The 13,185-nt window shown below is 69.6% G+C and carries 13 protein-coding genes; 8 read left to right on the top strand and 5 right to left on the bottom strand.

Going from position 1 to position 13,185, the window contains the following annotated elements:
- Window positions 1–247: 247 nt before the first annotated feature.
- The 8 genes from IEY79_RS01310 (at window position 248) to IEY79_RS01275 (ending at window position 8,276) form a co-directional block, all read left to right on the top strand.
- Entirely contained in the window at window positions 248–1,924 is a 1,677-nt protein-coding gene (locus IEY79_RS01310) for a sensor histidine kinase (RefSeq protein WP_189105345.1), read from the top strand.
- A gap of 2 nt (window positions 1,925–1,926) precedes the next feature.
- Window positions 1,927–2,334 (top strand): roadblock/LC7 domain-containing protein, encoded by a 408-nt coding sequence (locus tag IEY79_RS01305; RefSeq protein WP_189105344.1) that lies wholly within the window; start codon window positions 1,927–1,929, stop codon window positions 2,332–2,334.
- Window positions 2,331–2,699 carry a DUF742 domain-containing protein gene (locus IEY79_RS01300; RefSeq protein ID WP_189105343.1) on the top strand — a complete coding sequence of 123 codons (369 nt, stop codon included), beginning with the start codon at window positions 2,331–2,333 and terminating at the stop codon, window positions 2,697–2,699. Before IEY79_RS01305 ends, IEY79_RS01300 begins: the two co-directional genes overlap by 4 nt.
- Window positions 2,677–3,282 carry a GTP-binding protein gene (locus tag IEY79_RS01295; protein WP_189105342.1) on the top strand — a complete coding sequence of 202 codons (606 nt, stop codon included), beginning with the start codon at window positions 2,677–2,679 and terminating at the stop codon, window positions 3,280–3,282. Before IEY79_RS01300 ends, IEY79_RS01295 begins: the two co-directional genes overlap by 23 nt.
- Window positions 3,183–4,619 (top strand): cytochrome P450, encoded by a 1,437-nt coding sequence (locus IEY79_RS01290; protein ID WP_373292432.1) that lies wholly within the window; start codon window positions 3,183–3,185, stop codon window positions 4,617–4,619. The genes IEY79_RS01295 and IEY79_RS01290 overlap by 100 nt, the downstream gene beginning before the upstream one ends.
- A gap of 36 nt (window positions 4,620–4,655) precedes the next feature.
- Entirely contained in the window at window positions 4,656–5,909 is a 1,254-nt protein-coding gene (locus IEY79_RS01285) for a cytochrome P450 family protein (RefSeq protein ID WP_189105341.1), read from the top strand.
- Between the two features lie 283 nt (window positions 5,910–6,192).
- Window positions 6,193–7,926 carry an aa3-type cytochrome oxidase subunit I gene (gene ctaD, locus IEY79_RS01280; protein WP_189105609.1) on the top strand — a complete coding sequence of 578 codons (1,734 nt, stop codon included), beginning with the start codon at window positions 6,193–6,195 and terminating at the stop codon, window positions 7,924–7,926.
- A complete protein-coding gene (locus IEY79_RS01275; protein ID WP_229700552.1) occupies window positions 7,923–8,276 on the top strand; it encodes a hypothetical protein in 354 nt (117 codons plus the stop codon). The genes ctaD and IEY79_RS01275 overlap by 4 nt, the downstream gene beginning before the upstream one ends.
- Window positions 8,277–8,288: 12 nt before the next feature.
- Here IEY79_RS01275 and IEY79_RS01270 read toward each other — a convergent pair whose 3' ends face one another.
- The 5 genes from IEY79_RS01270 to gcvT form a co-directional block, all read right to left on the bottom strand.
- Window positions 8,289–8,609, bottom strand: a complete 321-nt coding sequence (locus tag IEY79_RS01270) for a DUF3140 domain-containing protein (RefSeq protein ID WP_308426641.1) — start codon at window positions 8,607–8,609, stop codon at window positions 8,289–8,291.
- A 54-nt stretch (window positions 8,610–8,663) separates the two neighbouring features.
- Window positions 8,664–10,046: an L-serine ammonia-lyase gene (locus tag IEY79_RS01265; RefSeq protein ID WP_189105340.1), complete on the bottom strand. Its 1,383-nt coding sequence runs from the start codon at window positions 10,044–10,046 to the stop codon at window positions 8,664–8,666.
- Between the two features lie 168 nt (window positions 10,047–10,214).
- A complete protein-coding gene (gene glyA / locus IEY79_RS01260) occupies window positions 10,215–11,483 on the bottom strand; it encodes a serine hydroxymethyltransferase (protein ID WP_189105339.1) in 1,269 nt (422 codons plus the stop codon).
- Window positions 11,484–11,499: 16 nt separating this feature from the next.
- Complete coding sequence (gcvH, locus tag IEY79_RS01255) at window positions 11,500–11,877, bottom strand: glycine cleavage system protein GcvH (protein ID WP_189105338.1); 378 nt, start codon at window positions 11,875–11,877, stop codon at window positions 11,500–11,502.
- 112 nt (window positions 11,878–11,989) lie between these two features.
- Window positions 11,990–13,153 carry a glycine cleavage system aminomethyltransferase GcvT gene (gene gcvT / locus IEY79_RS01250; RefSeq protein WP_229700551.1) on the bottom strand — a complete coding sequence of 388 codons (1,164 nt, stop codon included), beginning with the start codon at window positions 13,151–13,153 and terminating at the stop codon, window positions 11,990–11,992.
- Between the last annotated feature and the right edge of the window lie 32 nt (window positions 13,154–13,185).

Raw genomic sequence — 13,185 nt, 5'->3', positions numbered from 1 at the left:
GGGGGCGCCCCGGGGGTTGGAGCGGCTGCCCGTTCGGGCGCGTGGCGGCACGTTCACGGTGCGGAGCGGGCAGGTCACCGCCCGTGTGCGAGAAGTGACCGTTCCATATGCCGATCGGATATACGATCACTCAACCATGTCTGGTTCGGGGGTGGTTGGCGAGTCACCCGCACGCGCACCCACGCACGAACCGCCGCGGACGACTCACCGACCGGACATCGACCGCAGTCAACTCGAAGGTTCTCCCATGGTCCGATCCCCCAGAACTCCCCCCGCGTTACCTCCGGCCGCCGGTGGGACACGGCTCCTGTGGCCGGTCACGCGGCTTCTGGCGCCGCTCGCCTTCGCCGCGGGCGTGGTGCCTCTGGCGGACGTGCACATCGGGGCGGCGGTGGCCTACGGCGCGGTCGCCCTGCTGGTCGTCGCCGCCATGGAATCCCTGCGCGGACAGCACCGTGCGGCGGTGTCCGACGCCGCGCGGTGGCGGGCGGAGGCCGAACGCGTACGGGCGGAGTCGGAAGACGTTCGGGCGGAGGCGGAAGTCGTTCGGGCAGAGGCCGAACGCGTACGGGCGGAGGCCAAGGACGTACGGGCCGAGCTGGACAGCCGCGAGGCCCACTGGCAGGGCCATGTCCGGGACCGGGCCGAACTGGTCCGCGCGGAAGTCGAGTTCACCGTCATGAAGCGTCTGCCCGCCGCGCTCTCCAGGACCGAGGAGATCCCGAAGCCGCTGCACGGCGAGGACGAGTTGGGCCCGGGCGTCGCCGAGTGGCTCGACCGGATGCTGACCGCCGTCACCGATGCCGCCGACGACCGCGAGGAGTCGCAGCGGCTCTCACTGGTCGAGCTGGCCAGCCGGGTGCAGACCTCCGCGCACCGCATCCAGGCGACCGTGACAGGTCTGGCCGACCGCTACCCGGGCGACGCGGACCTGCTGGAGACCACGATGCTGGTGGACCACGCGGCGACCCAGCAGGCCCGGCACGCGCAGAGCCTCAAGGTGCTGTGCGGCGAGTGGCCCGGCCAGCAGTGGCAGCGGCCGCTCGCACTCGTGGACGTCGTACGCGCCGCGTCCGGACGCATCGTCGCCTTCAAGCGCGTCGAGGTCAGCGGCGACCCGGACGTGGGCGTCACCCCCTCCGTCGTGGAACCGCTGATCCATCTCATCGCCGAACTCCTCGCCAACGCCACCGAGTACTCGCCGCCGAAGACCGGCGTGCCCGTGACGGTGCGTACGGTGCAGCGCGGTGCGGTCATCGAGGTGGACGACGGCGGGCTCGGCCTGGACGAGTACCGGCTGGACGGGGCGCGCGAGATCGTCTCGGGCCGCCGGCTCCTCGGTGTCGGCGACGTCGGCGAGATACCGCGCACCGGATTCGCGGTCGTCGGCCGCTTCGCCGAACGGCACGGCTTCCAGGTCGAGCTCGGGCCCTCGCCGTACGGCGGTGTCCGGGCCGTGGTCCTGGTACCGGTGGACGTACTCCAGACGCTCGCACCCGCCGGTACGCCGGCCGGGCGGGTCCTGCCATCCACGCAGCCGGTCCCGGAGGTCCCGACGCGCGCGCCGGCCGCGGAAACGCCGCCGGAGGCCACGGCCGCGCCCGCCGGGACGGCCCCCGCCGCCGGCCCGGCGATCCCTCCGGCCGCCGTTCCCGCCCCGCCGCGCACCGGCCGCCGGCTCCCGCAGCGCCGTTCACGGCGCGACGAGTTCGAGCCCGGCGCCCCCACGGCGCCCCCCGCACCCACCGCCGTCACCCCGCCCGGCTCGCCGGAAGAGGCAGGCGACTGGATGGAGCAGTTCTTCGAGGGCGGCCGCACCTTGCCGCCCTCCGGCGAGTCCGCCGCCACGGACTCCGCCACCGACGAGGGTCCGCACGACCCGCCCTCGTCAGCCACCCCCCTCCCCCCAGAAGGACAGACGTGACTATGAGCTACGTGGAGAACCCGGAGCAGCGCAGCTGGATGATCGCCGAGGTCGCCGTCGTACCCGGGGTCGAGCGCGTGATCGTCTTCAGCGCCGACGGGCTCCTGCTGGCCAGCTCCGAGGGCATGGACCGGGACTCCGCCGAGCGCCTGTCGGCCAGTTGCTCCGGACTCCAGTCCCTCGGCCGCAGTCTCGGCCGCGAGTTCGGCGAGGACGGCGGAGCCGTGCACCAGCAGATGGTGGAGTTCAACGGCGGTTTCCTCTTCATGCGCAGCGCCAACGGGGCCCATCTCGCCGTCGTGACGGGCCCCGTGGTGGACCCGAAGCTCGTCGCCAAGCAGATGCAGGCGCAGGTGATCAAGATCGGCGCGGGCAACCTGAGCAGCCCGCCGCGCCAGGACCCCGTATGAGTGGTCCGGGAGAGGAGGCGTACGCGGACAGCGCGTTACGTCCCTACGTGATCACCAAAGGGCGCTCCCGGCCGACCCGCAACACCATCAGTATCGAGACCCTCCTCGTGGCGATCAGTCCTCCACGCGCCCTGCCGGTCTCGGCGACCAGGGAAGAACGCGCCCTGGTGCGGATGTGCGAGCGGCTGCTCTCCGTCGTGGAGGCGGCCGCCCATCTCGAACTGCCGGTCAGCCTGGTGAAGGTGCTGGCGTCCGATCTCGTCGACAGCGGCCATCTGGCCGCCCGTTCGGGTGTGCCCCAGGCCGCCGTGCCCGACCCGCAACTCCTCCAGGAGGTACTGGATGGTCTCCGTCGGCTCCGCTGACCGCTACTTGCCCGACACTGTCCAGCAGGCCGTCAAGATCCTCGTCGTGGGCGCCTTCGGCGTCGGCAAGACCACGCTGGTCGGCTCGGTCAGCGAGATCGAACCGCTGCGCACGGAGGAGGTCATGACGCAGGCGAGTATCGGCGTGGACGACCTGGCCGGCATGAGTACGAAGACCACGACCACCGTCGCCATGGACTTCGGCCGCATCACCCTCAACTCCCGCCTCGTCCTCTACCTGTTCGGGACCCCCGGCCAGCGCCGCTTCTGGGACCTCTGGGAGGGGCTGGCGGAGGGCGCGCTCGGCGTCCTGGTCATCGTCGACACCCGAAGACTGGAGGACAGCTTCGACGTCGTCGAACAACTGGAGCTGCGGGGGCTGCCGTTCGCGGTCGCCGTCAACCAGTTCCCGGACAGCGAGTGGTACGGCGCGGACGAACTGCGCGGCGCGCTCGACCTGTTGCCAGCGACGCCTGTGGTGGTGTGCGACGCGCGCGAGCACGCGTCGTCCGTCGACGCCCTGATCAGCCTTGTCGAGTATGTGTCGGCGAGCTCGTTACGCACCCCGGAGACCACCTCATGAGTTCCGCCCCGAAGCAGCCCCCCGCGTCGCCGTCCGCCGACGCCTCCGCCGACGGATCCGGGCCGGCGACGCCGTCTCCGCCGGGGTGCCCGGCGCACCGCTCCAACTCCGGCGGCGGTACGGGGCTGCTCCCGCTGTCCGCCGCCGTCGGCGCGCCCGATCCGCGCGCCGTCTACCGGCGACTGCGCGCCGAGTGGGGCAACGTGGCCAAGGTGGAGCTCGAACCGGGCGTCCCCGCCTGGCTCGTGATGGGCTACCGGGAACTGCTGACCATCACCCGGCAGGAGCAGATCTACTCCCGCGACGGCCGCAAGTGGCGCCATATGTACGACGGCGTCGTCGCGCCCGACTCCGGCCTGCTGCCGATGATGGGCTGGCGCGCCAGCGTCATCGGCTCGGACGGCGCCGAGCACCGGCGGCTGCGCAAGCCGCTCGACGACGGCATCGCGCGGATCGACCAGCGCAAGGTGCGCCGCCATGTCGAGCGGATCTGCACCGACCTGATCGCGGAGTTCTCCGAGCGCGGCAGCGCGGATCTGGTGAACGAGTACGCCACGATCGTGCCGATGCTCTCCCTCGCCTCGCTCTTCGGTCTGGACGCCATCGAGGGGCGGGAGTTGCTGGACGCGCTCATCGCCCTGTTCGGCAGCGCGGACGACTCCCAGGCCGGTAACCGGCACTTCGAGGAGATCCTGCTCGACACGGTGCGCGAGCGGCGGCGCAATCCGACCGACGACATGACGACGGTCTTCATCAACCACCCGAATCTCCGCAACGAGGCCGAGCGCCTCCAGTCGATCGTGGTGATGATCTCCGCCGGAAACGAGACGGTCACCGCCTGGATCGCGCACACGCTGCGCCTGATGCTCACCGACCCCCGCTTCGCCGCGCGGCTGCACGGTGGCCGGCTCGGGGTCGACGACGCACTCGACCAGGCGCTGTGGCGCGACCCGCCCATGAACAACATGCCGGCCCGCTACGCCCTGCACGACACCGAGCTGGGCGGCCGGTTCATCCAGCGCGGCGACTGCCTCATCCTCGGGCACGCCGCCGCCAACGACGACCCGGCGATCCGCCCCGACGAGGGTGACGAGGAGCCGGGCAACCGCGCCCACCTCGCCTTCTCGGCCGGACCGCACGTCTGCCCGGCGCAGGTACCGGCGCGGCTCATCACCCGTACGGCCGTGAACACCGCGCTCAACCTGCTGCCCGACATGGAACTCACCGTTCCCGCCGAGGAGCTGACCTGGCGCCCCTCACCGTGGACACGGGTCCCCGTCGCCCTCCCGGCACGGTTCTCGGCGGCGCGAATTCCGCTCCGTACCGGCCGGGGATAGTTCCGCACACACCAGCCCGAGTTCTGGAGAAGCACCATGACCTTGCGAGCCACAGCCTCCTCCGAGTCGGAGATACCGGTCGTCACCCTCGACCCGCACGGCAGGGATCACCACGGCGAAGCGGCCAGACTCCGTGAACTGGGCCCGGTGGTCCGTATCAAGCTGCCCGGAGACGTCATGGCGTGGTCGGTGACCGACCACGCCCTGCTGAACGACATGATCGCCGACCCGCGCTTCAGCAAGGACTGGCGCAACTGGAACGCGGTCCTGCGCGGCGAGATATCCGACGGCTGGCCGCTCATAGGCATGGTGAAGGTCACCAACATGGTCACCTCGGACGGCCAGGAGCACCGCAGGCTGCGGAAACTGGTCACCCAGACCTTCACGCCCCGCCGGGTCCAGGAGCTGCGGCCGCGTATCGAGCAGATCGTCGACGAACTCCTGGAGGCGCTGCCGTCGCACACCGACGCCGACGGCAGCGTCGACCTCCGCCGCCACTTCGCCCACCCGGTGCCGATGCGGGTGATCTGCGAGCTCTTCGGCGTGCCCGAGCACGAGAGGCCCCGGCTGAAGGAGCTGATGGACAACATCTTCCGCTCCGACCTGGGTCCCGAAGAGGTGACGGCGAGTCAGATCGAGCAGTACGAGCTCCTCGCCCGGGTCGTCGACAACTGCCGCCGAAACCCGGGCGCCGACCTGACCAGCGCGCTCATCGCCGCCCGCGACGAGGACCCCGACTCGCTCAGCGAGGAGGAACTGGTCGGCACGCTGCTGCTGATGCTCTCCGCCGGCCAGGAGACGACGCTGAGCCTCATCACCAACGCCGTACGCGCCCTGCTCACCCACCCGGACCAGCGCACCGTGGCCGAACAGGGCGACGAGGCGGTCTGGGCGGACGTGGTCGAGGAGACCCTGCGCTGGGACGCCCCCATCGGCAACTTCCCCTTCCGCTACCCCCTGGAGGACGTCGAGATCGCGGGCGTCCGCATCCCCAAGGGCGAGGCGATCATGGCCCCGTACAGCGCGGTCGGCCGCGACAAGGCCCAACACGGCGACGCGGCGGACGAGTTCGACATCACCAGGGACCAGCGCAAACACCTGGCCTTCAGCCATGGCCCCCACTTCTGCCTGGGCGCCCCGCTGGCGAGGCTGGAAGCGGCGCTCGCGATCCCGGCTGTCTTCAAGAGGTACCCCCGGCTGAGCCTGGCGATCGACCCGTCGGACCTGATCCCGGTCCCGTCCCTCTTCTCCAACAGCTCGACCACCCTCCCGGTCCGCCTGGACGCCTGACCAGCGGGCTGTTGAAGGCGCCGGGACCGGGCCAGGTCGCTGAAGAAAGAACAATATGCGCACCTGGTCGACGTGAGCACCGGCATGCCCCACGAACGTGTGAAACCCAGCCTGATCGCCCCTTCCGGGCAAGTCCGGACAACCGGCATGGAATACATTGCGGGCGTAATCATCCTTTTTTCGCTGGGTTTGCCCTGCCGGCATGTGCGAGTTCACGTCGGTGGTCGGTGAGTGAACTGGAGTTGGTGTGGCAGCACAGCCCGGATTTGGAGTCGACGCCCCGCTGGAGAGTGAGGACGACTCGTACCAGGACGAGCTGCCGGTGCGGCGCAAGCGGCCCGGCAGTGTCGTCATCAGCTGGCTGACCACCACCGATCACAAGACGATCGGCACGCTCTACCTGACCACGTCCTTCGGCTTTTTCGTGTTGGGCGGGATCATGGCGCTGGTCATGCGCGCCGAGCTGGCCCGGCCCGGTATCCAGATCGTGTCGCACGAGCAGTACAACCAGGCGTTCACGATGCACGGCACGATCATGCTGCTGTTGTTCGCGACGCCGCTGTTCGCCGGATTCACCAACTGGATCATGCCGCTCCAGATCGGCGCTCCCGATGTGGCGTTCCCGCGGCTGAACATGTTCGCCTACTGGCTCTACCTGTTCGGTTCGGCCATCGCGGTGTCGGGCTTCATCACCCCGCAGGGCACCCCCGACTTCGGCTGGACCGCCTATACGCCACTGTCGGATTCGGTGCGCTCGCCCGGCATCGGCGGGGACCTGTGGGTCATGGGTCTGGCCTTCAACGGTTTCGGCACGATTCTCGGCGCGGTCAACTTCATCACCACGATCGTCTGTATGCGGGCACCCGGCATGACGATGTTCCGGATGCCGATCTTCTGCTGGAACGTGCTGCTGACGTCGGTGCTGGTGCTGCTCGCCTTCCCCGTCCTCGCCGGTGCGCTCCTCGCCCTGGAGGCCGACCGGAAATTCGGTGCGCACATCTTCGACGCCGCGAACGGCGGCCCATTGCTGTGGCAGCACCTCTTCTGGTTCTTCGGGCATCCAGAGGTGTACATCATCGCCTTGCCCTTCTTCGGGATCGTCACCGAGATCATTCCGGTCTTCAGCCGCAAGCCGGTCTTCGGCTACATCGGTCTGGTCGGCGCGACGATCGCCATCGCCGGCCTCTCCGCGACCGTCTGGGCCCATCACATGTTCGTCACCGGCGCTGTGCTGCTGCCGTTCTTCTCCTTCATGACGTTCTTGATCGCGGTACCGACCGGGGTGAAGTTCTTCAACTGGATCGGCACGATGTGGAAAGGATCGTTGTCCTTCGAGACACCGATGCTCTGGTCGATCGGCTTTCTCGTCACGTTCCTTTTCGGTGGTCTGACGGGGGTCATCCTGGCCTCGCCGCCGATGGACTTCCATGTCTCCGACTCGTACTTCGTCGTCGCGCACTTCCATTACGTCGTCTTCGGCACGGTGGTCTTCGCGATGTTCGCCGGCTTCCATTTCTGGTGGCCCAAGATGACGGGCAAGATGCTGGACGAACGGCTCGGGAAGATGACCTTCTGGACGCTGTTCATCGGATTCCACGGCACGTTCCTGGTCCAGCACTGGCTGGGCGCGGAAGGCATGCCACGGCGGTACGCGGACTATCTCGCCGCCGACGGTTTCACCGCCCTGAACACCACATCCTCCATCAGCGCGTTCTTGCTCGGCCTCTCGTTGCTGCCCTTCTTCTACAACGTCTGGAAGACCTCCAAGTACGGGAAGAAGATCGAGGAGGACGACCCGTGGGGCTACGGCCGTTCACTCGAATGGGCGACTTCCTGCCCGCCGCCGCGGCACAACTTCCTCACGCTGCCCCGTATCCGCTCCGAATCCCCGGCGTTCGACCTGCACCACCCTGAGGTCACCGCACTGGAGGACGCGCACAACGAGGGCCGCAGGGACATCGTGGAACCCGAGGCGGACGTCAGCGGTCCATCGGGAGACGACAAGGGCCGGCCGTGATCCGCAAGTCCTCACCGTCGTCGAACGAGGCCGCCGCGGGCATCCAGCAACTGGAGGGCTACCTCCTGGCCCAGAGCCGGGTACGGGAGGCCCGCGCGCACGCCGTGCTCTTCGCCGACCGCATGCCGTGGCTGACCACCGCACAGCACGAAGAGGTCGTCAGCCTCTACACCCAGGACCACATCGCCATGTCCCGGCGGGCGCTGGAACTGGTGGTGGCGCGCGCCGCCGAACTGCGGAAGGAGTACAGCGCGCGCTACGAGCTGCTGAGGCGGCGCCTGGTGTGCGCGAGCCTCACGTCGGTGATCGGCGCCGGCTGCGTCATCCTGTGGCAGCACGTCCCACGCTGACGGCCATCAGGCCTACAGCGAGCCTTCGGGCGCCGACCTGAGCGGGTCGTGACCGAGCCTCATCAGCTGGTCACGGCTCGGCCGGCCGTCCGCACCGGGCGCGAAGTCCTCGACGCGCTCCACCACGTCGTACATGACCCGGGTGTCCTCCTCGGTCAGCTCGCTCCGCCGCTTCTGCAGGATCTCCAGCACCCGCAGCCCGGTACTGGTCCACTCGGACTCGCCGTCCCCGTCGGCCTGGAGGACCACGCCGATCTCCTGCGAGGTCATGTTGACCACGCCATGGAATTCGGTCCAGAGCGTTTCGAGTTCGAGTGCGGACATACCGGCCATGTCATTCGCTCCTGAAATCCTCGCGCACTTCCCTGGAGTGAGTCTGCTGCCCGCTCAGCACTCGATGATGTTCACCGCGAGCCCGCCCCGGGCGGTCTCCTTGTACTTGACCGACATGTCCGCGCCGGTCTCTTTCATCGTCTTTATGACCTTGTCCAGCGACACCTTGTGGCTGCCGTCGCCGCGCAGCGCCATCTTCGCCGCCGTCACCGCCTTGACCGCCGCCATGCCGTTGCGCTCGATGCACGGGATCTGTACGAGGCCGCCGACCGGGTCACAGGTCAGGCCGAGGTTGTGCTCCATGCCGATCTCGGCGGCGTTCTCGACCTGTTCGGGGCTGCCGCCCAGGACCTCCGCCAAAGCGCCCGCCGCCATCGAGCAGGCGGAGCCGACCTCGCCCTGGCAGCCGACCTCGGCGCCCGAGATGGACGCGTTCTCCTTGAAGAGCATGCCGATCGCGCCGGCGGCGAGCAGGAAGCGGACGATGTCGTCATCCTTCTCGGCGTCCGTGTGGCCGGCCGCGGCGAAGTTCAGGTAGTAGTGCAGCACCGCCGGGATGATGCCCGCCGCGCCGTTCGTGGGAGCGGTCACCACGCGGCCGCCCGCCGCGTTCTCCTCGTTGACCGCCATCGCGTAGAGGGTGATCCACTCCATCGCGCGGGCCGCCGGATCGCCCTCGGCGCGCAGCTGCCGGGCGGAGTTCGCCGCGCGGCGGCGGACCTTGAGGCCGCCGGGCAGGAGGCCCTCGCGGGTCATGCCGCGCGACACGCACTCCCGCATGGCCCCCCAGATCTCCAGCAGCCCCTCGCGGATCTCGCTCTCCGTGCGCCACGCCTTCTCGTTCTCCAGCATCAGCGCGGAGATCGAGAGCCCGGTCTCGCCGGCCAGCCGCAGCAGCTCGTCACCGCTGCGGAAGCGGTACGTCAGCACCGTGTCGTCCAGTTTGATGCGGTCCTCGCCCACGGCGTCCTCGTCCACGACGAAGCCGCCGCCGACCGAGTAGTACGTCTTCTCCAGGAGGGTGCCGCCGGCGGAGTCGTACGCGAAGACCGTCATGCCGTTCGCGTGGTACGGCAGCGCCTTGCGCCGGTGCAGGATCAGGTCCGCGTCGAAGTCGAAGGGGATCTCGTGCATCCCGAGCAGACTGATCCGGCCACTGGCACGGATGGCCTCCACCCGCGCGTCGGCGGACTCGACGTCGACCGTACGGGGGGACTCGCCCGCCAGGCCCAGCAGGACGGCCTTGGGTGTCCCGTGGCCGTGGCCGGTGGCGCCGAGCGAGCCGAAGAGCTCCGCCCGTACCGAGGCCGTGTGGGCCATCAGGCCCTCGTTCTTCAGCCGCCGCGCGAAGAGGCCGGCCGCGCGCATGGGGCCGACCGTGTGGGAGCTGGACGGGCCGATGCCGATCGAGAACAGGTCGAAGACCGAGATGGCCACGGTGGGACTCCTTGCGGACTGGTAGACGCCGTTGTCTGCCGGGGGTGGTGCAGAAAACGTACCTACAGGTGCGACGGTACGGCGCGCCGCGCGCGCCGGTCGGGTGCGCGCGGCGGCCGTGGGCCCCGGTCGCGGGTGCGACCAGGGACCGGGGTGGAGCGGGTGCGACTAGAGACCGGGGTAGAGCGGGTGCTTCGTCGCCAGCGCCGTCACGCGCGCGGCCAGGGCCTCGCGGTCGAACTCCGGCTTCAGGGCCGCGGCGATGACGTCCGCGACCTCGGTGAAGTCCTCGGTCGTGAAACCGCGGGTGGCCAGCGCCGGGGTGCCGATCCGCAGGCCCGAGGTGACCATCGGGGGGCGCGGGTCGTTCGGGACGGCGTTGCGGTTGACCGTGATGCCGATCTCGTGGAGCCGGTCCTCCGCCTGCTGGCCGTCCAGCTCCGAGTTCCGCAGGTCGACCAGGACCAGATGCACGTCCGTGCCGCCCGACAGGACCGAGACACCGGCCTCGGTGACGTCGTCCTGGACCAGCCGCTCGGCGAGGATGCGCGCCCCGTCCAGCGTGAGCTGCTGGCGCTCCTTGAACTCCTCGGACGCCGCGATCTTGAAGGAGACCGCCTTGGCCGCGATGACGTGCTCCAGCGGACCGCCCTGCTGACCCGGGAAGACCGCGGAGTTGATCTTCTTCGCCAGCTCCTGCGTGGAGAGGATCACGCCGCCGCGCGGGCCGCCCAGGGTCTTGTGCGTGGTCGTGGTGACGACGTGCGCGTGCGGCACCGGGTTGGGGTGCAGCCCGGCGGCGACCAGCCCGGCGAAGTGCGCCATGTCGACCATCAGGTACGCGTCGACCTCGTCGGCGATCCGGCGGAACGCGGCGAAGTCGAGCTGACGCGGGTACGCGGACCAGCCGGCCACGATGAGCTTGGGACGCGACTCCTTCGCCAGGCGCTCGACCTCGGCCATGTCGACCTGGCCGCTCTCCTCGTCGACGTGGTACGCGACCACGTTGTAGAGCTTGCCGGAGAAGTTGATCTTCATGCCGTGCGTCAGGTGACCGCCGTGGGCCAGGTTCAGGCCCATGATCGTGTCGCCGGGCTTCAGCAGCGCGAACATCGCGGCGGCGTTGGCCTGCGCGCCGGAGTGCGGCTGCACATTGGCGTGCTCGGCGCCGAAGAGCGCCTTCACCCGGTCGATCGCGATGTTCTCGATCACGTCGACGTACTCACAGCCGCCGTAGTAGCGGCGGCCCGGGTAGCCCTCGGCGTACTTGTTGGTCAGGACGGAGCCCTGGGCCTCCATGACCGCGACCGGAGCGAAGTTCTCCGACGCGATCATTTCGAGCGTCGACTGCTGTCGGTGGAGTTCGGAGTCGACAGCGGCGGCGACGTCCGGGTCGAGCTCATGGAGTGAGGAGTTGAGGAGCGACTTCGAAGACATCACAGTCCCTGGGGTCTCAGTTGCCGGAGAATTCGGTGTACTCGTCGGCGGAGAGCAGGTCCTTCGGCTCCTCCGCGACGCGTACCTTGAACAGCCAGCCGCCCTCGAAGGGTGCGGAGTTCACCAGCGAGGGGTCGTCCACGACGTCCTGGTTCGCCTCGGTGACCTCACCCGTCACGGGGGAGTACAGGTCGCTGACCGACTTGGTCGACTCCAGCTCGCCGCAGGTCTCGCCCGCGGTCACCGTGTCACCGACCTCGGGGAGCTGGGCGTACACGACGTCGCCGAGGGCGTTCGCCGCGTACTCCGTGATGCCGACCGTCGACACGCCGTCCTCGGCGGTCGACAGCCACTCGTGCTCCTTGCTGTAGCGCAGCTGCTGGGGGTTGCTCATGGCGTGAATTCTCCTGTACGCGGGGGAGTGGTGGTGAACACGTGTCTTGCGGAGTGAGATACCGGCGCGGCGCCTCGCGGGTGGCCGGGCGCCGCTTCTGTCGTTTCGGGCGTTACTTCTGTCGCTTGTAGAAGGGCAGCGCGACGACCTCGTACGGCTCGATCGAGCCACGGATGTCGACCCCGACGCCCGCCGTGCCCGCCGCCGCGTGCGACGCGTCCACGTAGGCCATCGCGATCGGCCGGCCCAGCGTCGGCGACGGCGCGCCAGAGGTGACATGGCCCACCACCTGTCCGTCGGCCACGACCGGGTATCCGGCGCGCGGCACCCGGCGGCCCGCGGCGACGAGCCCGACCAGTTTGCGCGGCGGCGCGCTCTCGGCCCGCTCGGCAGCGGCCTCCAGCGCCGTACGGCCCACGAAGTAACCCTCCTTCTCGAACTTGACGACCCTGCCCAGGCCCGCGTCGAAGGGCGTGAGACCGGTGGTCAGCTCCTGCCCGTACAGCGGCATCCCGGCCTCCATGCGCAGGGTGTCGCGGCAGGAGAGTCCGGCCGGTACGAGTCCGGCGGACGCGCCCGCGGCGGTCAGCGCCTGCCACAGCCCTTCCGCGTGCCGGGGCTCCACGAACAGCTCGAAGCCGTCCTCACCCGTGTAGCCGGTACGGGCGATCAGCGCGGGCACGCCCGCGACGACGCCCGGCAGCCCGGCGTAGTACTTGAGCCCGCTCAGATCGGCGTCGGTGAGGGAGGCGAGGATGCCGGGCGACCGCGGGCCCTGGACGGCGAGGAGCGCGTACGCGTCGCGGTCGTCCCGCACCTCGACGTCGAAGTCCGCGGAGCGGCCCGTCAGCTCGTCGAGCACGACCTGCGCGTTGGAGGCGTTGGCGACGACCAGGAATTCGGGTGACCCGTGGGTGTCGAGGCGGTACACGATCAGGTCGTCCAGGATGCCGCCGTCCTCCTGGCAGATCATGGTGTAGCGGGCGCGGCCCACGGCGACCGAGCCGATGTTGCCGACCAGCGCGTAGTCCAGCGCCTCGACCGCCTGCGGGCCGGTGACGGTGATCTCGCCCATGTGGGAGAGGTCGAAGAGCCCGGCCCTCGTACGGACGGCGAGGTGCTCCTCCCGCTCGCTGGCGTACCGCAGCGGCATGTCCCAGCCCGCGAAGTCGGTCATGGTGGCGCCCAGGGCGCGGTGCACGGCGTCCAGCGCGGTGTGGCGCGGGCCGTCGGGACCGGCCGCTTCGGGGGCGGGGGTGTGAGACGTATTGCTCATAGGTGTGGCTCCCAGGGGCATGACAGAGAGGA

Source organism: Streptomyces camponoticapitis (assembly GCF_014646115.1).
Taxonomy (GTDB): Bacteria; Actinomycetota; Actinomycetes; order Streptomycetales; family Streptomycetaceae; genus Streptomyces; species Streptomyces camponoticapitis.
Note: the sequence above shows the minus strand (reverse complement) of the source record. Positions and strands in the feature narration are given on the sequence as shown.

Excerpts from the sequence above, each read along its gene's own strand:
- IEY79_RS01310 (WP_189105345.1), top strand. The coding sequence starts at position 248 with ATGGTCCGATCCCCCAGAACTCCCCCCGCGTTACCTCCGGCCGCCGGT.
- IEY79_RS01305 (WP_189105344.1), top strand. The coding sequence starts at position 1,927 with ATGAGCTACGTGGAGAACCCGGAGCAGCGCAGCTGGATGATCGCCGAG.
- IEY79_RS01300 (WP_189105343.1), top strand. The coding sequence starts at position 2,331 with ATGAGTGGTCCGGGAGAGGAGGCGTACGCGGACAGCGCGTTACGTCCC.
- IEY79_RS01295 (WP_189105342.1), top strand. The coding sequence starts at position 2,677 with ATGGTCTCCGTCGGCTCCGCTGACCGCTACTTGCCCGACACTGTCCAG.
- IEY79_RS01285 (WP_189105341.1), top strand. The coding sequence starts at position 4,656 with ATGACCTTGCGAGCCACAGCCTCCTCCGAGTCGGAGATACCGGTCGTC.
- IEY79_RS01270 (WP_308426641.1), bottom strand. The coding sequence starts at position 8,609 with ATGGCCGGTATGTCCGCACTCGAACTCGAAACGCTCTGGACCGAATTC.
- glyA (WP_189105339.1), bottom strand. The coding sequence starts at position 11,483 with ATGTCTTCGAAGTCGCTCCTCAACTCCTCACTCCATGAGCTCGACCCG.
- gcvH (WP_189105338.1), bottom strand. The coding sequence starts at position 11,877 with ATGAGCAACCCCCAGCAGCTGCGCTACAGCAAGGAGCACGAGTGGCTG.
- gcvT (WP_229700551.1), bottom strand. The coding sequence starts at position 13,153 with ATGAGCAATACGTCTCACACCCCCGCCCCCGAAGCGGCCGGTCCCGAC.